We start from the raw sequence: 20,910 nt of genomic DNA, 5'->3' as shown, positions 1-20,910 counted from the left end.
ATAAAAAAATTATAGTAAAGCTTATTCTTCTTTATAAATCTTTTGGAAGCGGAGTGGTAAACCATCTGTTTCGGGATCAAGAATGAATGATCCATTTGAATAGCGATCAGCATCATTATGGGCGGAAAAGTCGATCGCAATATCACTATTTTGATCAGTGATAACGTGTAGTTCGGTATCTTTATTGGTCTTGGCAATCAATTGGATACGATGTGGTAATCGTTTTAGTTCTCTTAGGGTCAAGACTCCTCGACGAGCACGGCTTGTCACAGGGATCTCTGCCAATTTCATCTGTTTATAGGAACCACGTTGTGTCAATAAAGCAATTTTATCTGTTTGGTCATTTTGATCGGCAATAAAGTAACTGACCACCTGATCATCTTGTTTCAAACTGACGAATTTAACACCGACAGCCTTGCTACCAACGACTGGTACTTCACTGATCGGAAAGGCTGAAGCATAAGAATGTTTCGTAAAGACATAGACCAAGTCATCTTTGGAAGCGTCTGGAGCAATATAATCGACATCTAAGACCCGAGTTTGGTCGTCTTTTAATTTAATATATCGAGCAGCTCGAGATTTATAAGTTCGACCTGGTAAGAGGTCTTCAAATGAAACTTGCTTGATGTAATTGCCATTAGTCCCGGTGATAAAGGTCCCTGTTTGTTTGAGATCCTTAAATATGAATGCCTTCAAAACTGATTCATCGTTAGCAAGGCCAACTTCTTGAGACAAGTGAGAACCGGTATCTTTCCAACGGCTATCTTCTAATTCATAGATCTGACGGTAAACCAAATTACCTTTGTCAGTAAAGATGAAGATGTGATCTAAGGTATTAGCTTCAACATCTAAGATCGGATAATCTTCGTCTTTTAAGCCATTTTCACTCGGCTCAGAAGCCATATATGAACGTTGACTACTACGCTTGACATAACCATCATGACTAACCAAGACACGGACCTCTTCACTGGCGACCATGACTTTAGTATCGACTTTGATCTCATCAACTTTAGCTTGGATCTTCGTCCGACGTTTGTCAGCGTATGTATCCTTGACCTGTTGAAGTTCTTTTTTGATGACATTCATCAAAGTAGTATGGTCGTTGATGATCTTATTCAAACTGGTGATCAATTCATTCAATTCTTTGTCTTCTTTTTCAAGCTCAGTCACATCAGTATTCGTCAAACGATAAAGTTGCAAGGATACGATAGCTTCAGCTTGTGGTTCAGTGAATTGATACTCTTTGACCAAATTATTCTTAGCATCAGATTTGTTCTTACTGCCACGGATGGTTTTGATGACTTTATCTAAGATCGATAAAGCTTTGATCAGACCTTCAACGATATGCAAACGTTTCTTAGCTTTTTCTAAATCAAATTGAGAACGACGTAAAACTACATCTTCTTGATGCTTGATGTATTCTTTCAAGATCTTGATCAAGCCAACTTGTTGAGGCGTCATTTCTGAAATGGCGACCATATTGAAGTTGTAAGAGATCTGTAGATCAGTGTTTTTTAGTAAGTAATTCAAGATACCTTGGGCATCAACATCACGCTTTAATTCGACTACGATCGAGAGACCTTTACGGTCTGACTCGTCTCGGACTTCAGCGATACCGTCGACTTTTTTGAGCACGCGGACTTCATCCATCTTCTTGACCAGAACAGCCTTGTTGACTTCATAAGGTATTTCCGTGATCACGATTTGAGATTTATGTCCCCGTAGTTCTTGAATAGTCGTTTTTGATTTCAGATAGACTTTACCACGACCGGTCTTGTAGGCTTCTTTGATACTACTTGCACCTTGCAAGATACCACCAGTAGGAAAATCTGGTCCTTTGACGATCTTCATTAGGTCATCCAAACTCGTGTCAGGTTCATCGATCAGCTTGATAGTTGCTTCGATAACTTCTCCCAGGTTATGTGGTGGGATCTCAGTTGCATAACCAGCGGAGATACCAGTTGCCCCGTTAACTAATAAGTTCGGAAATCTGGCTGGTAAAACCTTTGGTTCCTTTTCTGTATCATCGAAGTTCCACTCCTCATCGACCGTACCCTTATTGATATCACGGAGCATTTCAGCGGAGATCTTTGATAAACGTGCTTCGGTATAACGCATGGCAGCCGGTGGATCACCATCCATCGAACCATTGTTACCGTGCATCTCGATCAGTGGTGCACGTAATTTCCAATCTTGTGATAGTCTCACCATTGCTTCATAGATTGATGAGTCCCCATGAGGATGAAAATTACCCATGACGTTACCAACACCTTTGGCTGACTTACGGAAGCCCTTGTCATAAGTGTTACCGTCCAGATACATTGAATATAAGATTCTTCTCTGAACAGGTTTTAAACCATCCCTGATATCAGGTAAGGCTCTTTGTTGAATGATCGACTTTGAATATCTCTCAAAACGGTCTCCCATGATTTTTTCTAATGGGATGTCTTGAATTTTAGGAGATTTGTTAGCCACTATTTATCACCTATCCTTGTTCAATAAATCGTCAACGACTTTTTTGTCGATATGATCTGTATCATCGACTTTTGCTAAAATGTCGTCGCCTTCTTCAGTTCCGTTAAAGCGGACGTTTTTTTCGATCCAATCACGACGAGGTTTAACTTTATCGCCCATCAAAGTAGTAACGCGGCGTTCAGCTAAAGCTGCATCATCGATATTTACCCGGATCAAGATCCGTGATTCAGGATCCATGGTTGTCTGCCATAATTGATCAGCATTCATTTCACCAAGGCCCTTGAATCGTTGCAATTCATAGCCCTTACCCATCGTTTTGATGGTTTCAGCTAACTCGTCAGGTGTCCAAGCGTATTCGATCTTCGTCTTAGCACCACGACCCTTTTGCAATTTATACAAAGGTGGTAAGGCAATATAAACGTGTCCAGATTCAACTAGAGGACGCATATAGCGATAGAAGAAGGTCAACAATAGAATCTGGATATGTGAACCGTCATCATCGGCATCGGTCATGATAATAACTTTGTCATAATTACGATCTTCTAACTTGAAATCAGCACCAACACCAGCACCAATGGTATAGATCATCGTGTTGATCTCGGCATTCTTATAGATCTCTTCGAGCTTTGCTTTTTGAGTATTCAAGACCTTACCACGTAATGGCAAAATGGCTTGAAATTTCCGATCTCGACCTTGCTTAGCTGAACCACCGGCAGAATCACCCTCGACTAGGAACAATTCATTTTTAGCAGCGTTCTTTGACTGAGCAGGAGTCAATTTACCTGACAATAAACCGTCATTTTTTTTGCTCTTCCGGCCATTACGAGTAGTTTCCCGCGCTTTTCTGGCAGCATTACGTGCCTCACGCGCTTTGAGAGCCTTTTTCACTAATGTCTGGGCCTGTTCTCCATTCTCCATCAAATAAAAGCTCATCTGCTCATATACTAATTGGTCAACAGCTCCACGGGCTTGGGGTGTCCCCAATTTACCCTTAGTCTGTCCTTCAAATTGAAGGATCTCTTCCGGGATACGAACGGAGATGATAGCTGACAGTCCTTCACGGACATCACTACCTTCAAGATTTTTGCTACTTTCTTTTAGTAAGCCAACTTTACGGGCATAATCATTGAAAGCTTTGGTCAAACCAGACTTCATCCCAGCTTCGTGAGTACCACCATCTGCTGTTCGAACATTATTAACAAATGAAATAATATTCTCGGAATAACCATCATTGTATTGACCAGAAAATTCGATCTCAATGTCGGAATTTTCGCCTTCAATGTAGAAAATATTTCCTAAAGTATCTTTGCCTTCGTTCAAGTATTTAACGAACGACTGAATACCATCTTCGTAATGGAATATTTCCTGATTATCTTCTTCACCCCGTTTGTCGGTGATAGTGAACTTAACGCCTTTAAGTAGGAAAGCTGATTCCCGCAAACGTTCAGCTAAAGTGTCAAAATTGAATTTAATCGTTTGAAAAATCGAGGCGTCAGGCATGAAGCTGATAGTCGTTCCACTGTCTTCACGCGTCTTTCCGGTCATCTTTAAAGTACCAACAGGATGACCACCTTTTTCAAATTTTTCCTGATAGACTTTATGATCCCGAACGACCCGGACCGTCATCCATTCAGATAAAGCGTTAACTACAGATGAACCAACACCATGCAGTCCACCAGAAGTCTTATAACTATTTTCTGAGAACTTACCACCGGCATGTAAGACCGTTAAGATAACTTCAATAGTTGGTTTCCCCGAAGAATGCATACCTGTTGGCATCCCCCGTCCATGATCGACTACAGTTACACTGCCGTCATGATTAAGTGTGACATTTATTTCTTTACCAAATCCTGAAAGAGCTTCGTCGACAGCATTGTCGACAATTTCGTAAACCAAGTGATGTAGACCACGAGTATCAGTTGACCCGATATACATACCAGGACGTTTACGAACTGCTTCTAATCCTTCAAGGATTTGAATTGATGAATCATCATAAGATGATTTAGGCATTTAAATCAGTCCTTTTTTAGATTGCTAGATAACAATTGTTAATTATAGCATGGATACGAGAAAGTAAAGCAAACATATGTTCAAAATTAATTTCTTATTTTTTGTTAATTTTCCAAAAATGGGTAAATAATTTTCCTAAAAACAGGTATCATGTAAAAAGATGACTTATTGTTACGAACTTTATATACCTAGATAACTAAGAAATGAGCGTGATTTTATGTTAATAGCTAAACTTCTTATCTCTATAATTTTAGCATACCTAGTTGGCTCCTTTCCGACAGCCTACATAGTTGGAAAAGCTTTCTTTCACAAAAATATCTTCGAGTATGGTAGTGGAAACGTTGGTACCACTAATGCTTACCGAGTTTTTGGCCCACTGGCCGGTACTGTTGTCCTGATCGTTGATATCCTCAAGGGTACCTTAGGAGCCTTCATGCCAGTGTTCTTTGGATTAGATCATCGATTGATGCTTTTTGTTGGAGTATTTGCTGTTTTAGGACACGTCTATTCGATCTTCTTGGAATTCAAAGGTGGCAAGGCCGTTGCTACTAGTGCTGGGATATTGTTAGCTTATAATCCCTTATTATTTGGAATTTGTTTCATCTGCTTAGCACTCATCACCTATGTTACCAGCATGGTCAGTGTCGGCAGTTTAGTAACTATTTTGATTTTTACTTTAGCCTCGCTACTTTTCCATGATTGGATCTTAACGACTGTAGCTGCAATCGTGACAGTCATCATCTATGCTCGCCACATACCTAATATCAAACGTCTACTAAAGGGAAAAGAGAACTTAGTACCGATTGGCTTAGCTTATAAGCGTCAGCAAAAAAAGGAAAACCATAAATCCGATAAATAAAAAGACTACTTTACTGTTATTAGAACAGTCAAAGTAGTCTTTTTTTGCATTCTTTTAAGCAATCATTACTTGAAGGAAATACTATAATAAGCTTCAAATTTTTCAGTTGGATCTAACTCATTGATCCCATATTTATGAGTCAACTGATGATCAGTATCGATCTTATCAGCAATACCCCACCAAGGTTCGATGCAGACGAAATTACCCTCTTCTGGATATTGTGACCAGATACCGACAAAACGAGCATTTCCAGTATCTAAGTTGATCGTACGCTGATCCTTATTGTTCGAGATCGTCACAACCGTTGGCTCACTCAAACTATAAATCAGGGCATCGTCAACGAAAACTTGATGATCCAAATCAAAATCCTGATCATCGACCCGTTTTTCCTGACTAAGATCGATATTGTTCTCACGCAACGTTATCCGTGGCCGTGTGACCTGAGGAGTCAGGGAGACATGATAGTCTTGATAATTCAATCCTGACTCAAAAGGCACCGAGAATCCTGGATGAGCGCCGATTGAGAAATACATCGGTTCTGATTGACTACGATTATTAACGACATAACTGATCTGCAAAGTATCTTTGACTAGTTGATAGATGACTTGCAATTGAAAATGAAATGGATAAATTTTCAAAGTCTCTTCATCATCAACTAATTCGAGGATCAATTTGTTGTCATTAGCCGAATCAACGCTAAAAGTACGGTCACGAGCAAAACCATGCTGTGACATATCGTATTTCTTTTCTTGATAGTAATAATGATCATCATTCAAACGGCCAACGATCGGGAAAAGAACTGGTGCATGCCGTCCCCAAATATTAGGGTCAGCTTGCCAGATCAATTCATTATCGGAACTATCGATGATACTGATGATCTCTGCGCCTGCTGTTGAAACGATAATCTTTAAATAATCATTTTGAATGGTATAGGTTTCCATGAGTTTCACCTCTACAGGATGTAACGTGAAAGGTCTTTATCAGAAACGATCTTACCGACTTGTTTCTTGACGTATTCACGTGTAATAGTAACATCACCCATCTGCATATCTGGACCTTCATAAAGAATATCAGCTAAGATCTTTTCCAAAACTGTTGATAATCTTCTGGCACCAATATTTTGATTGGTATTATTTAAATCAAAAGCAACTTGAGCTATTTCTTCAACCGCTTCTTTAGTAAATACTAAGTTGATACCATCAGCCTTAGTTAAAGCAACGTATTGTTTTGTCAAGGCATTATCAGGCTTAGTCAAGATCTGGATAAAGTCTTTTTCAGTCAAGTCTTTTAACTCAACACGAATTGGGAAACGGCCTTGCAATTCGGCGATCAGATCACTAGGTTTACTGTCAGCAAAGGCACCTGATGCAATAAAGAGAATGTGATCAGTTCTGACTGCGCCATATTTAGTATTGATCTGTGAACCTTCAACGATTGGTAAGATATCACGTTGGACACCTTCACGAGAAACTTCTCCGGAAGTATGTTTGTCACCGGCAGTGATCTTATCGAACTCATCAATAAAGATGATCCCGTTGTTTTCTGTCCGATTGATAGCACCTTGATAGATCTCATCATGGTCGACACGTTTAGCAGACTCTTGACGGATCAGGACCTCACGAGCATCTTTGACAGGCAAAGTACGTGAGATCATCTTCTTAGGCATGATCGAATCCATCATACTTCCCATGTCAATACCCATTTGTTGCATTTGGTCATTCATTGGGGCTTTTCTGGATTCTTCCACTTGAATAGTAACGTCGTGGTCTTCTAGCAGGCCCTTGTCTAGTTGTTCCTTGACTGACAAACGTTGGTTACGGATATCATCAGTCACGTCACGACCTTCATCAGGGTCTCCGCCATCATCATTATTACCATTCTTGAACATATCGCCAAGATTTGATGAATTGTTCATGTTTGTCAACATCGACATGAAATCGTTCATCCCACCATTAGCTTCTTTGGTTTCTTTTTTAATCGCCGGAACGATCAATTTAACTAATTTCTTGTTAACTTTGCGCTCGATATCAGGTCTTATCTCAGCGTATTTTTCGTCTTCTTCCATTGTTACCGCAACATCCATCAAGTCACGGACCATTGACTCAACGTCACGTCCGACATAGCCAACTTCAGTAAACTTGGTTGCTTCAACTTTAACAAATGGAGCTTTGACGATTTTAGCTAGTCGACGAGCGATCTCAGTTTTACCAACACCAGTAGGTCCGATCATCATCAGATTCTTAGGTGTGATCTCTTGTTGCATCTTATCTGGTACTTGCATCCGACGATAACGGTTATATAAAGCAATAGCCACTGATTTTTTAGCAGCATCTTGGCCAATAATATAATCATCTAATTGTTGAACTATTTGTTTTGGAGTTAAATTTTCCATTAATGAATCTCCTCTAAAATTTGTCTGTAATAATATTTGTGTTTGTGAAAATATCTATTCCTGAGGCAATATTCACACCTTCACGGGCAATTTCTTCAGCAGTCATATCCTTAGAGTGTCTTTGCATAGCAACAGCTGCAGCTTGAGCAAAGTTACCACCTGAACCGATAGAAATGACATCTTCATCCGGTTCGATCACTTCCCCACTACCAGAGATAAGCAAGACATTATCCTTATCTAAGGCAATAAGCATGGCTTCAAGTTTTTGCAATTGAGGATCTTTGCGCCAATCTTGAGCTAATTCAACTGCTGCACGTTTCAAATTACCAGAATAGGCCTTTAATTTCTTTTCAAGCCAGTCTTGTAAAGTGATCGCATCAGCAACACCACCAGCGAAACCAATGATAACTTGGTCATCAAAGATTCGTCTGATTTTGTGGGCACTGCCCTTCATGATGAATTTTTCACTCAATGTAACTTGTCCATCACCAGCGATGGCAGTTTTACCGTTATGTTTTACAGCTAAAATAGTTGTCATATAGTAGATCCTCTCTTATCTTGGAAAATATTTTTTATAATCTTTTTGTAAATGTTCCATAGTAACGTGCGTATAAATCTGTGTCGTCGATAAACTCGAATGCCCGAGCATCTCTTGGACCGTCCGCAAATCTGCACCGTTATCCAAAAGATGAGTCGCAAAAGTATGCCTGATCATATGGGGATGAATATCAGCTGTCAAACTAGTTTGCTTGATAACTTTATTCAAAATATATTCGATCCCCCGACTAGTCAATTGCTGACCACGACTATTGATGAAAACAAAGTCGTGGTCTTGATCATATTGCTTCATTAAAACAGTTCGGGATTCTTCGAAATATTTTTTTAAAGCAGTTTGAGCATATTCTCCAAACGGGACGTAACGGTCCTTATCGCCCTTCCCGTGGATCAACACGATCCCATTAGTGAAATCGAGCTGTGACATAGTCAGATTGGAACACTCGCTGACTCGCATGCCAGTAGCATAAAGTAATTCTAACAAAGCGGAATTACGGATCGACAACAAGTCATCACCTTTGACAGCTTCAAATAATTGTTGCATTTCTTTTTCATAGAAGAAACGTGGCAACTTACGTCCTTTGCGACGCAGTTGAACTAATTCAAAGGGATTATTTTTTACGGCATCGTTTCGGACTAAGAAGTTAAAGAATGACCTCAAAGATGAAATCCGTCTGGCAATCGTTCCGTCGGCATAATTTTTTTCATCCATGAAAGTTAAATATGTCTCGACGTCGAAACGATTCACAGCAGTAAATCCTTTAAAGCCTCCATTTTGGTCAAGGCATTCAACAAAGTTATTGATGTCTTCTAAATATGACTTCTTAGTATCTTCGGAATAGTGTCGATTGACTACTAAATAGTCAACGAACTGATCTAATAATTTTTGTTCAAGCATTATTTTTGAACGTCTTCTTTATAGTCGCCATTAGGACAAACTACTTGACGTCCACCCTTGACCTTCTTTTCAACCAAATAATGTTGGTCTTTAGGACAATTACGGCCGATCGGCTTGTCCCATGAAACAAAGTCACATTCTGGATAACGTGAACAACCGTAGAAGATCCGGTTCTTTTTAGACTTTCTTTCAATAACCTGTCCCTTTTGACACTTAGGGCAAGTTACACCGATCTCTTTAACGATTGGCTTGGTGTTCCGACAATCTGGGAAACGCGAACAAGCGTAGAACTTGCCGTATCTTCCTAATTTGATGACCATTGGTGCACCACAGATATCACAGTCGATCCCGGCAGGTTCATCCTTGATCTGCACTTTTTCAATCGTATCCTCAGCCGATTTCAATTCTTTTTCGAACGGCTTGTAATATCGATCAACAACTTGAACCCAATCCTCTTTGCCATCTTCGATATGATCAAGTTCATCTTCCAAATTAGCAGTGAAATCAACATTAACGATGTCAGGGAAATACTCTTGAATCAAATTATCGACGATCCCACCGAGTTCGGTTGGCTCAAAACTCTTACCGTTTAATTTTACATAATAACGACGTTGGATAGTATCGATTGTTGGAGCATAAGTTGAAGGACGTCCCACACCATTTTCTTCCAAGGCTTTAACTAATGAAGCTTCAGTATATCTTGCGGGTGGCTGTGTAAAATGTTGAGCCGGATCATTTGATTGTAATTTTACTTTGTCGCCTTCATTCAAATCTGGCAAAATATTATCTTTTTTACTAGATTCGGAAGTGCTTTGGTAGACCTTACGATAACCTTCAAACTTCATTTTAGAACCGTTGGCTCTGAACATGACCTTGTTTTGAGTAATATCAACAGCCATAGTATCAAAAACGGCTGGAGTCATTTGGCTGGCAGCAAATCGTGACCAGATAAGATCATAAAGACGATATTGGTCTCGGGTCAAAATCTCCTTCAGTGACTTAGGCGTCCGATAAATAGAAGAAGGACGGATAGCCTCATGGGCGTCTTGTGCACCCTCTTGGTTTTTATCTTTACGCATCTTCACTGCAGCGAATGGTTCACCGTATTCTTCGTGAATGAATTTAGAAGCTTCTGTTTGAGCAACTTTAGAGATACGTTTTGAGTCAGTACGCATATAGGTAATTAAACCAACAGTTCCTTCTTTACGACCTAGATTGATCCCTTCATATAATTGTTGGGCGATCATCATGGTCTTACGAGTTTTGAAATTTAATTTTCTATTAGCTTCTTGTTGAAGTGAACTAGTTGTAAATGGTGCAGCTGGGAATCTCTTCCGTTCCTTTTTAGTAACCTTTTCAACATCAAAATCAGCATTTTTATCGATCTGACCTAATATTTCTTGGACCTTATCATTGTTTTTCAATGCTAACTTCTTATGGTTCAAACCATAAAAGTTAGCAGAAAATTTATTACGATTATGTTTGAAGACCGACTCGATAGTCCAATATTCTTCAGGAACGAATTTTTTAATTGAATTCTCACGTTCAATAACTAATTTCAAGGCAATCGACTGAACACGTCCAGCACTCAAGCCTTTTTTTACTTTAGCCCAAAGGATCGGTGAGATCGAATATCCCACTAGACGGTCTAAAATACGTCTAGCTTGTTGAGCATCAACTAAGTTCATGTCGATGCTTCTTGGACTCTTGAAAGCTTGTTTAACAGTATCCTTAGTGATTTCGTTAAAGACGACACGATTCTTTCCTTCAACGTCTAAACCTAACAAGTGCGATACATGCCAAGCGATAGCCTCTCCTTCACGATCCGGATCGGCTGCCAGATATACTCTTTTAGCTTTCTTAGCTTCTTTTTTTAGATCCTTAATGACCGGACCTTTACCACGAATCGAAATGTATTTGGGTTGATAATCATGATCAATATCAACACCCATTTGACTCTTGGGCAAGTCACGGACGTGTCCTAAACTGGCAATGACATGATAATTTCGTCCCAGATACTTTTCAATTGTTTTTGCTTTCGATGGTGACTCTACGATCACCAGATTTTTAGATGATGGCACGTACACGTGCTCCTTTCTAGTAACTCAAGCTCGATTAAAAAACTGAACTTATATTAAATATCAATTTTTGATTTGTCAATCAAATAATACATTTTTTTTGACAATTTGGGAAACGTTTTCTATATTTCGTTAAAATTTATTAACGGAATAGCTCCATCCTGAATCAGTTTATTGCACCCGGCAGAAAGTGCCGAATCGATTCGACCTGGCACAGCTAAAACCTCACGATTAGAATCTAAGGCTAACTCTGCAGTGATCAAGGCACCACTTTTTAGTTTTGCCTCAGTAACGATCACCTTTTCCGACAAGCCAGCAATTATCCGATTACGTTGTGGAAAATGCCATGGCTTGATTTGACTTCCAGGTGGATATTCGCTCAACAATAAACCAGTTGAAGCAATTCTTTGTTGCAATTTGGCATTTTTATTTGGATAAGCTACATCCAAACTACTGCCAATCACAGCAATTGTATTTCCAAGGTGATCAAGTGTTGCTTGATGTGCCCAGGTATCGACACCCGTCGCCAAACCACTGACCACAGTATACCGGTCGACAATTTTAGGGACAAGACCAGCAACACAGTGAAAGCTATACTCGCTAGCCTTCCTAGAACCAACAATAGACAAACAATTCGATAAAAGCAAATTTTTCTTTCCTTTATAGAACAACAATGCAGGCGGATTATAGATCTGCCGAAGCTGTTTGGGATACATTGGATCCCAAAAATTTAGCGCCTCCACATTGGCTAAATCTATGCTTCTAAATAATAGTAGAAACTTGTCAAATTTACCTTGACCAAAAACAACTTGTAAATATTTCAATCCCGCCAAGACATTGCCGGAACTATTATTGATGACTTGGATCAACTTCAATAACTCTTGATTAGACACCATTTGTGTCATTCGACAACTGACTAAAAATTTCGTTAATTTATCCATAAAAAAACCACCCTCGTAATTAAAATTACGCAAGTGGTCGTTGATAGATCGTTTCAATATTTTTGACTGGTGCAAAACTTTCACGATGTAACTTAGTCTTGCCATACTTAGTAAGGGCTTGTAAATGTTCTTTAGTTCCATAGCCATCATTGTGAGCAAAACCAAACTCCGGATAAATACGATCGTATTCACACATCAACCGATCTCGGGCAACCTTAGCGATGATACTTGCTGCGCCGATCGAGAGTGATTTGGAATCACCTTTGATCAATTTTGTCTGTGAAATTGAAATTGGTATAGTCATTGCATCCACCAAGATATGATCAGGTCTCAAGTAAAGATTATCGACTGCATCCTTCATGGTCAATTCGGTCGCATGATAAATATTCTCCCGATCGATCAATTGCCGAGAACCAACTGCCACACTAATATCAATTGCTTGTTGACAAATTTGACGATACAATTTCGCACGTTTATCAGCTGATAATTTTTTTGAATCATCAACTTCATAAAGAGTATTATTGGCAGGTAAAACTACGGCTGCTGTGACAACTGGTCCAGCTAGAGGACCACGCCCAACTTCATCGACACCAGCGACATATTTTTGCTGTTGCCAAAACGGTTGTTCAAGATTTTCTTTTTGGAGAAAATCTTGATAATTCTTGGCTTGCTTAGCAATCCTTTTTTGATATTGCAGTAATAATTTTTGAACACCAGTGCGAGGATCGGCTGATAATTCTTCAATGAATTTTGAATCTGGCTGTTCGAGTAATTTTTCTTTGATAACTTTTATGGTGAGATTATTCTTCATAAAACTCCCCAGGAACATCAAAAGTGACACGACCAAATTTCAAATTACGAACGTCCATGATCACCCTTCTGGCGGCACGATCATAATCTTCTTTATAGCCAAGCTTCTCTGTCAAACGCATCAATAGTTGAGCTGTAGTGTGATTATACACATCAGAACGCTGCAGATTGTAGACTGACATCACACGATCCAAGTAATTTGCTTGGAGAAAATCTAAAGCATAAATCGCTACATCATCAGGTGGATAGATCTTATCTTTGATAGCACCAGAAAGAGCTAACTTCATCCCAACTTTCGGATCACTTATTTTTGGCCACAAAATACCAGGGGTATCCAGTAGATCGATACCATAATCCGTTTTCAGCCAATTTTGATTTTTAGTGACGCCTGGTTTATTGCCTGTGACAGCGACTTTTTTACCGACCATTTTATTCAGGATAGTCGATTTACCAACATTGGGGATACCAATACACATCGCCCTGATTTGGAAATTTTTGACGCCATTACGTTCGTATTTAGCAATTTTGTCAGATAATTCTGAACGGATCAAATTATTCAATTTAGTCAGCTTAGTGTCATGCTTAGCGTCGACTTCAATTGCTGCTGTGCCTTCTTGTTGGTAGCTTAAGATCCAATCAGAAGTTAATTTAGGATCCGCCAAATCAGCTTTATTCAAAATTATAATATGTTTTTTCTGATTGATTATTTGTTCTAGAACTGGATTCCTTGAGGAATACGGCAAACGAGCGTCGACGATCTCTAAAACGATATCAACGACCTTCAAGCGGTCTTGGACTTGATTCTTTGCCTTGTTCATGTGACCGGGATACCACTGTAGGACCATAATTATCACCTATTTTCTATCTATGTCTTTATATTTTGCATACACTTCATCAAAGATCGTCATACTTGGTAAGTAGCCTGCATTAAGCTCCAAATATTCAGAGATCTTTTCATAGTTTTGCTCCTGCTTAGGAAATGATTGATCGTGAAAAGCATTATTAGCAAACTCTGCATCTGGCTCAACGCTTTCTGGATTACGAAGTGTCATAAGAAATTGGTAAAAGCTTCTTCTCATTAGCTACCTCTGTTCATAATTATTTATTGATTATCAGTTATCTTATCATTCATGACATCAAAAACTAACTTGTCATGTTTCAAATCAATCTTTTTGGCTCTAATACTATATCCTTCTTTGGTAGTAAATTTAGTAAATTTCAACAAAATGGTTTTGTCGTTACTATTTACATCGACCCATTTAGGAATTTTAAAGCTATTTTTAGCATAATTCATCACAAATTTAATTGGTAGTGATAACGCTCCAACTTTAATCTTTTTTGCTTTTAACAGCACATCCCCATTGGTTTTGGCATAAGGCTGCATCTCAAGATCAAAGTGGATCTTTGAACCAAGGAATGATAATTCACCTGACATGACTGCTTGTTTATTCAATTTTAAATCGTATTCGGCTTTTCCATTATTTAAAGTATGTTCTAAATAGTAGGAAGCCATTTCATTAGCCTGACTCTTGTCCATATGAACAGTGAAAACTTGTTGATCTTTAGCTTCAATCGTCGAAGAGACTTTATAAGTTTCATTGGGAGCACTAAATATCTTGGCACTTAAAAGGCCTCCGAAGACTAATAGCAGACCCATTAAGACTAAAAAGGCGATTTTCCAATAGTTTTTCTTTTTCATAGCGATTATTTATCAAGCCACTCTTTCGTTGTATTTTGAACTTTACTGAAAATTTTATTTGTCATCATATCATAACCGGTCGCATTCGGATGGAAATGGTCGTCCTTTGATAGATAGGGATTAGTCCCAGTTTTTTCAGCTTTTTTGTTGACATATTTATTTTGATAAAGTTCATTAATATCAACATAATAAGTATTATTGACCGATCGTGCAACCTCTTGTGATCCTTGACCCCACTTGACAAAAGCTTCTTTAGCATCCTTGACATTAGATAAATAAATACTGAAAGGATTATAAATACCCACCAAATAAATTGGTGCATCAGCATTATAATGACGAATATCTGCTAATAAAACCCCTAATCTCTGGTCAAAGGCAGTCTGCTCAGTGGCAATATCTTTTTCAGTAATATCCATCCCTTTTTTCTTCAGTAGATGCATAAAATCATTACCACCTACCGTCACTGTAATAATATCAGCTTTTGGTAACTCTTTGTGAATTTTTTGGTCAAAAGAGATCCGATCGATGATTTGACTACTGGTGTTACCTGAAACGCCAAAATTATTTGCAGTTGTTTTAACATCATATTTGGAATGCACCTTGTGCTTCAAACGTGTGACATAACCGCCACCAACTGATTTAGAATCACCGATCCCTTCTGTCAGTGAATCGCCGATCGCAACGATCTTAACATTGCTCTTTTTAGGGACGACTTTTTTCTTATTAGTTATCTTAGTAACTTTTTTATCTTTATTATTAATAGTTGCTTGCTGTGGTTCTTCAGTATGCGAATTACTCTGCAAAACAAAATATCCACCGACAACGACGGCAATAATAAAAACTAACGAAAAGATCATCGTCAGGAATTTTTTCTTCTTCATTTTAAATCCATCTTTCAATTCATAACTTTTTTAACTTACTAAATAAAACCTTTGATAAGGAAAAAATTCCAAATTCACGGATGTGAGTTTGGAATTTTTGAATGGTCAATCACTAATAATAAATTACTATCAGTAATTAGAATTATTCTGTATAAAATTCAATCGCAAAGGCACCCGTACCCGCATGAGTGGCAATAACTGGACTAGTTACTCGGATCAACAAAGGTACATCAGGCACGATCTCTTGTAATTGGGCTTTCAATTCATTGACATAGTCAAGCTTATCAACATAAGAAATCCCGATCGATTTGATATTTTTTAAACCTTTGATCTCTTCCATAACGTTCTTCATGTATTTTTCGATTGTCTTACGACCACGGCCACGCTTAGCGATGTCTAAACTGTTATTTTGCATTGTTAACACTAAATTCAAGTTCAATAATGTCGAGAGTGTACCTGCAAATCGATTCAACCGTCCGCCTCGTAAAACATTTTCAATACTTGTTATCCCCATATATAAATATGTGTGATCACGGATATTATTGATGGCAGTCTTTATTTCGTCAACTGATTTGCCTGCTTTAGCAATTTTGGCAGCTTTTAACACTTGAAAAGCCATTGCCCGGTCAGTAAATTCCGTATCAACAGCTTCATAATTACGATCGGTCATTTCTTTGATCTGACGAGCAGCATTGATCGTACCACTGATTGATTTAGTCATATTTAATGAAAGAATATCAGTATAATCGTCCGGAACATTATCGATTACTTCCATGAAAGCACCGATCGATGGTTGTGACGTCTTTGGTAATTCCTTTGAAGCATCCATTTCTTCAACGAATTTCTTTCTTGAAATATCGACCCCATCAGTATAAGTGTGCCCATCAATTTCAATGGTCAATGGAACGATCGAGATGTCATTTTCTTTGATCTCTTCTTCAGTCAATTGTACAGAAGAATCAGTGATGATTTTTACCTTACTCATATTCTCCCTCTTTCATAAGGTTTTCATTGCTTAATTGTTTAAATTATACCAGAAATATTAACATTGTATGAACTTTCCGCTAAAGTATTATATTATTATAACTAAATCTATAAGAAGGTCTGATGAAAGTTTTGTCAAAAAATACTGTAAAAAACGTCGTACCGGTAAAAAAGTATTCACGCCGTTATCAAATCACTAATGAAGTTTTCAGTGCTGTAACTCATGGTATCGGTATCATTCTAGCAATTATTGGAGCAATATTCTTGCTCATAAAAGGCTTTGCTAGTGGCGATCCTTTGACCATCACAGCATTTTTCATTTATGCATTCACATTGTTCTTTTTATATTTAAGTTCAACGTTGTTCCACAGTTTGTACTTTACCAAGGCCAAAGGTGTATTCCAAATCTTTGACCACAGTTCGATTTTCTTGATGATTGCCGGAACTTATACGCCCTACTGTTTAGTAGCTTTAAAAAGTACTCCATTTGCAATCACTCTACTGTCGATCATTTGGATTTTAGCCATTGGCGGCATCCTTTACAAGATCTTTAACGTCGGTCGTTACAAATATTTTGAAACTTTGCTTTATGTTTTAATGGGTTGGGCGATCATCGTGGCAATGAAACCACTTTATGAAGCTATCGGTGCAACCGGGACATGGCTTTTGTTCTTTGGAGGCGTGGCTTTCACATTAGGGGCCTGCGTCTACTTGATCAAAAATCTCAAATTCGTTCACGTCATCTGGCACATTTTCGTGATGCTAGGGACCGCATTAATGTATTTCTCAGTTTACTTCTACGTTGGATAAACGATGATAAGTTTCGAAGGTATATGGATAAGGATTTTTTTCATCCATGGTACCTTCTTTTTTTTCGGTCAATTTGAATTTTCGATAATCCAAATCGATCATTTTTGTATCACCAGAAAATTCATGATGGATCTTCGTAACATAAAGAGTATCAACATCATCTTTGAATAATTGGAAAATTGTTTTCCCGCCAATGATCATGATATTAGCTTGTTTAGAAACATATTCAAACAAAGCCCCTTTATCGTTGATCAAGATGGCTGGAGACTTGACTTGATAATTTTTGTTGCGTGAGATCACGATATTTTGCCGATTGGGAAGTGGTCCATTAGGAAAACTTTCATAAGTCCTACGTCCCATCACGATAGTATTATTTGTCGTTAATTCCTTAAATCGTTTCATATCGTTTGGCAAGTACCAAGGCAAATCACCCTGATATCCAATATTTCTTTGGCTGTCTTCAGCCCAAACAAAAGCGATCATTTTTCCACCTCAGATTAAACGGCTACAGGAGCCTTGATTGCAGCTTGTGGTTCATAACCTTGAACAGTGATATCTTTCACGTCCAAGTCGAAAATACTTTTATCACTATCAATGACTAATTGTGGTCCAGCAGTAGGAGTCCGTGACAATTGTTCTTTTACTTGAGCTAAATGATTTAAATAAATATGAGCATCCCCAAAAGTATGAACAAAATCGCCGACTTCTAAGCCAGTCTCACGTGCGATCAAATGCGTCAATAACGCATAACTAGCAATATTGAACGGTACGCCTAAAAACAAATCGGCACTTCTTTGATAAAGCTGGCATGATAACTTACCGTCATTAACATAAAATTGAAACAATGTATGACATGGAGGCAGCGCCATGCTAGGAACATCTTCTGGATTCCAAGCACTAACGATCATCCTTCTGGAATCTGGTGTGGTCTTGATCTGATGGATCACATTTTTGATTTGGTCAATAAAACTACCATCACGTGTCTCCCAATGGCGCCACTGTGCACCATAGACTTGACCAAGATTACCAAATTTCTCTGCAAATTGATCATCATTTAAGATCAAGTCATCAAAACGTTTTTTCTCGACTTGATATTCTTGATCAAATTCAGGATCTAGCAAATGTCTACGACCAAAGTCAGTCATATCTGGTCCTTTATAATCATCACTTTCGATATATTTTTTAAATGCCCATTCATCCCAGATATGGTTCTTATGTTGTAACAAATAGCGAATATTAGTGTCACCATGTAAAAACCAGAGTAATTCACTTTTGATCAAACCAAAAGGAACCTTTTTAGTCGTCAACAGTGGGAATGACTTTTGTAGATCAAAACGCATTTGGTAACCAAAGATACTGATCGTACCTGTACCAGTCCGGTCTGATTTTTCATGTCCATGTTCTAAAACATAATCTAATAAATCCAAATATTGTTGCTCATTACTCATAATTTCCTCTACTCCTCAAATTGGCCTAAATATTCCCAGCGTTCCATCAGATGATCAGCCTTTTGATTAGCCTCATCCAGTTGACGTTGATAGTCCATTAATTGGGTATAGTCATTGCCCTCATTATTCAACTGCTGTTTCAAGTCGGAAATCTCATCATCTAACCGTTCGATCTCAGGTTCTAACTTTTTGAATTCGATTTCTTCAGCATACGTCAATTTCGTTTTTTCGGTAGCTTTAGGTTCATTTTCATTGCTTTCAGCCGACTTCTTTGCCTTTGTTTCTTGATGTTTAGCTTGTTCTTGTTCAGCCATTTCTTTCAAATATCCAGAATAAGAATCATAACTTTCAACGATCCGACCATTTCCTTTAAAAATCAACAATTTACTAGCAATTTTATCCAGGAAGTAACGGTCATGGGAAACAGCCATCACAGTACCTTTAAAATCAGCAATATAATCTTCTAAAATCGTCAAGGTCTCGATATCAAGATTATTAGTTGGTTCATCTAGTAACAAAACATTTGGCTGAGTGATCAAAATCGCTAATAAATAGAGACGACGTTTCTCACCACCAGATAGTTCACGGATGAACGCCCCTTGCATTTGATGATCGAATTTGAAAGTATCCAATAATTGTGAAGCTGACATATGTCCCCCGTCAACGCTTTCGACATTTTGTCCGATCCCTTCTAGATATCTGATAACACGCTTGTCTGGGTCCATATCTTCAGTGTATTGGGTGAAATAACCAATCTTGACCGTTTGTCCCACTTTCAAATTACCAGAGTCTAGGGGTATTTTACCGGCTAATACATTAAGAAAAGTCGTCTTACCAGAACCATTTGATCCGGTGATCCCGATCCGGTCACCTTTACTGACCAAGTAATTGAAATCATCGATGATATCTTTATCATCAAAATGCAATTTAGCATCGTCAATCTTGAAAACATCGTTGCCCAGTCGTTGCTGAGCGATATCGATCGACATTTCCATTTGAGCTTGTGGTTTGTCAGCTAAATCATCTTTCAAATCATTGAAACGGTCGATCCGAGCTTGCTGTTTCGTTCCACGCGCTTTGACACCAGCACGCATCCAGTCTAGTTCTTTTTTGTACATTTGTGTCTTGTGATGCTGAACTGCAGCCATATTAGCTTCATTAGCTGCTTTTTGTTGAAGATATTTTTCGTAGTTCCCATCGTATTCGGTAACGTTTCGATGCTCTAATTCAAAGATCCGATTGGCTACCTTATTCAAAAAGTACCGATCGTGGGTCACGAACATGACTGAGCCCTTGAATTTGTTCAAATATCCTTCCAACCAATCAATAGCTTGATAATCCAAGTGGTTTGTTGGCTCATCCAGAATCAATAGGTCAGCATCTGAGATCAAAGTCTGTGCTAAAGCTACCCGACGTTGTTGACCACCAGAAAGTTCTTCAATAGTCTTGTCTAATTCAACAATACCCAGCTTATTAAGGATCGCTTTAACATCGGATTCCATCTGCCAAGCATCAGCCGCGTTCATTTTTTCCTGAAGATCAAAGAATTCTTTTTGAATCTTTTGGTCAGTCGAATTTTGATTGAACTTATTCAAAGCACGTTCATATTTCCGAATCAATTTGAATTGTTCATTTTCGCCAGCAAAAACAGCATCAGTCACGGAAAGCTTTTCATCCAATTCTGGTTGCTGCTTTAAATAAGTTATCTTATAAGTCTTTGGCTTCTCGATGTCGATCGAATTGAGATCCTCATTGTTGACGATCCCGTCCAAAAGGGTCGTTTTACCGACTCCATTCAGACCTAATAGACCGATCCGATCATTCTCATTGATCGTGAAAGAAACGTCTTTAAACAATGTTCTATCACCGAAATTCTTACTTGCATTGGTTACATTTAATGTTTTCAAATAATTCACCACGTATTTTTATAGTTACTTAATATTTTAGTCGAAAAAGCCTACTAAAAAAAGCATTTAATATAATTCTAAAGTGATTTGAAACTTTTCCATCAAAAAACCGGCGACCCTCACGGAATCGTCGGTTTTTAAAAAATTTTGGGTCTAAACTTTC

Annotated in this window: 19 protein-coding genes; 2 read left to right on the top strand and 17 right to left on the bottom strand. The window is 38.4% G+C overall.

The genetic code is table 11. From position 1 onward, the window contains the following. Window positions 1-21: 21 nt before the first annotated feature. The gene (gene parC, locus FC27_RS08885) at window positions 22-2,475 is read right to left on the bottom strand and encodes a DNA topoisomerase IV subunit A (protein WP_010623482.1); all 2,454 of its coding nucleotides are present in this window, start codon (window positions 2,473-2,475) and stop codon (window positions 22-24) included. Window positions 2,476-2,481: 6 nt separating this feature from the next. After that, window positions 2,482-4,485: a DNA topoisomerase IV subunit B gene (gene parE / locus FC27_RS08880; RefSeq protein ID WP_010623481.1), complete on the bottom strand. Its 2,004-nt coding sequence runs from the start codon at window positions 4,483-4,485 to the stop codon at window positions 2,482-2,484. Window positions 4,486-4,702: 217 nt separating this feature from the next. Here parE and plsY point away from each other — a divergent pair, with 217 nt between their 5' ends. Then, window positions 4,703-5,344 (top strand): glycerol-3-phosphate 1-O-acyltransferase PlsY, encoded by a 642-nt coding sequence (gene plsY, locus FC27_RS08875; RefSeq protein WP_010623480.1) that lies wholly within the window; start codon window positions 4,703-4,705, stop codon window positions 5,342-5,344. A 65-nt stretch (window positions 5,345-5,409) separates the two neighbouring features. Here plsY and FC27_RS08870 read toward each other — a convergent pair whose 3' ends face one another. The 12 genes from FC27_RS08870 to FC27_RS08815 all read right to left on the bottom strand — a co-directional run bounded on the left by FC27_RS08870 (window position 5,410) and on the right by FC27_RS08815 (window position 16,583). After that, the gene (locus FC27_RS08870) at window positions 5,410-6,285 is read right to left on the bottom strand and encodes an aldose 1-epimerase family protein (protein ID WP_010623479.1); all 876 of its coding nucleotides are present in this window, start codon (window positions 6,283-6,285) and stop codon (window positions 5,410-5,412) included. Between the two features lie 11 nt (window positions 6,286-6,296). After that, on the bottom strand, window positions 6,297-7,736 hold the full coding sequence (hslU, locus tag FC27_RS08865) for an ATP-dependent protease ATPase subunit HslU (protein WP_010623478.1): 1,440 nt from the start codon (window positions 7,734-7,736) through the stop codon (window positions 6,297-6,299). A 13-nt stretch (window positions 7,737-7,749) separates the two neighbouring features. Then, the gene (gene hslV, locus FC27_RS08860) at window positions 7,750-8,274 is read right to left on the bottom strand and encodes an HslVU peptidase proteolytic subunit (protein WP_010623477.1); all 525 of its coding nucleotides are present in this window, start codon (window positions 8,272-8,274) and stop codon (window positions 7,750-7,752) included. A 15-nt stretch (window positions 8,275-8,289) separates the two neighbouring features. After that, complete coding sequence (gene xerC / locus FC27_RS08855; protein WP_010623476.1) at window positions 8,290-9,189, bottom strand: tyrosine recombinase XerC; 900 nt, start codon at window positions 9,187-9,189, stop codon at window positions 8,290-8,292. After that, a complete protein-coding gene (gene topA, locus FC27_RS08850; protein ID WP_010623475.1) occupies window positions 9,189-11,270 on the bottom strand; it encodes a type I DNA topoisomerase in 2,082 nt (693 codons plus the stop codon). Before topA ends, xerC begins: the two co-directional genes overlap by 1 nt. A gap of 119 nt (window positions 11,271-11,389) precedes the next feature. Beyond that, entirely contained in the window at window positions 11,390-12,208 is an 819-nt protein-coding gene (dprA, locus tag FC27_RS08845) for a DNA-processing protein DprA (protein WP_010623474.1), read from the bottom strand. 25 nt (window positions 12,209-12,233) lie between these two features. Further along, window positions 12,234-13,019 (bottom strand): ribonuclease HII, encoded by a 786-nt coding sequence (locus FC27_RS08840; protein ID WP_010623473.1) that lies wholly within the window; start codon window positions 13,017-13,019, stop codon window positions 12,234-12,236. After that, the gene (ylqF, locus tag FC27_RS08835; protein WP_010623472.1) at window positions 13,009-13,863 is read right to left on the bottom strand and encodes a ribosome biogenesis GTPase YlqF; all 855 of its coding nucleotides are present in this window, start codon (window positions 13,861-13,863) and stop codon (window positions 13,009-13,011) included. The genes FC27_RS08840 and ylqF overlap by 11 nt, the downstream gene beginning before the upstream one ends. A 9-nt stretch (window positions 13,864-13,872) precedes the next feature. Next, window positions 13,873-14,097 carry a YozE family protein gene (locus FC27_RS08830; protein WP_010623471.1) on the bottom strand — a complete coding sequence of 75 codons (225 nt, stop codon included), beginning with the start codon at window positions 14,095-14,097 and terminating at the stop codon, window positions 13,873-13,875. 23 nt (window positions 14,098-14,120) lie between these two features. Further along, window positions 14,121-14,717, bottom strand: coding sequence for a YpmS family protein (locus FC27_RS08825; RefSeq protein ID WP_010623470.1), 597 nt, complete (start codon window positions 14,715-14,717; stop codon window positions 14,121-14,123). 5 nt (window positions 14,718-14,722) lie between these two features. Next, complete coding sequence (locus tag FC27_RS08820) at window positions 14,723-15,598, bottom strand: DUF459 domain-containing protein (RefSeq protein WP_010623469.1); 876 nt, start codon at window positions 15,596-15,598, stop codon at window positions 14,723-14,725. Window positions 15,599-15,740: 142 nt separating this feature from the next. Further along, window positions 15,741-16,583, bottom strand: coding sequence for a DegV family protein (locus tag FC27_RS08815; RefSeq protein WP_010623468.1), 843 nt, complete (start codon window positions 16,581-16,583; stop codon window positions 15,741-15,743). A gap of 122 nt (window positions 16,584-16,705) precedes the next feature. On the opposite strand from FC27_RS08815, the gene trhA reads away from it, so the two are divergent. Next, window positions 16,706-17,392, top strand: coding sequence for a PAQR family membrane homeostasis protein TrhA (gene trhA, locus FC27_RS08810; protein WP_010623467.1), 687 nt, complete (start codon window positions 16,706-16,708; stop codon window positions 17,390-17,392). Here trhA and FC27_RS08805 read toward each other — a convergent pair. The 3 genes from FC27_RS08805 to FC27_RS08795 are packed head-to-tail and all read right to left on the bottom strand — an operon-like array spanning window position 17,369 to window position 20,756. Further along, a complete protein-coding gene (locus FC27_RS08805; protein ID WP_010623466.1) occupies window positions 17,369-17,875 on the bottom strand; it encodes a dihydrofolate reductase in 507 nt (168 codons plus the stop codon). The genes trhA and FC27_RS08805 overlap by 24 nt on opposite strands. Before the next feature lie 14 nt (window positions 17,876-17,889). Then, the gene (locus FC27_RS08800) at window positions 17,890-18,840 is read right to left on the bottom strand and encodes a thymidylate synthase (protein ID WP_010623465.1); all 951 of its coding nucleotides are present in this window, start codon (window positions 18,838-18,840) and stop codon (window positions 17,890-17,892) included. A gap of 8 nt (window positions 18,841-18,848) precedes the next feature. Beyond that, window positions 18,849-20,756: an ABC-F family ATP-binding cassette domain-containing protein gene (locus FC27_RS08795; RefSeq protein WP_338025916.1), complete on the bottom strand. Its 1,908-nt coding sequence runs from the start codon at window positions 20,754-20,756 to the stop codon at window positions 18,849-18,851. Window positions 20,757-20,910 lie beyond the last annotated feature (154 nt).

Origin of the sequence: Companilactobacillus versmoldensis DSM 14857 = KCTC 3814 (assembly GCF_001434295.1) — a bacterium.
Taxonomy (GTDB): Bacteria; Bacillota; Bacilli; order Lactobacillales; family Lactobacillaceae; genus Companilactobacillus; species Companilactobacillus versmoldensis.
Note: the sequence above shows the minus strand (reverse complement) of the source record. Positions and strands in the feature narration are given on the sequence as shown.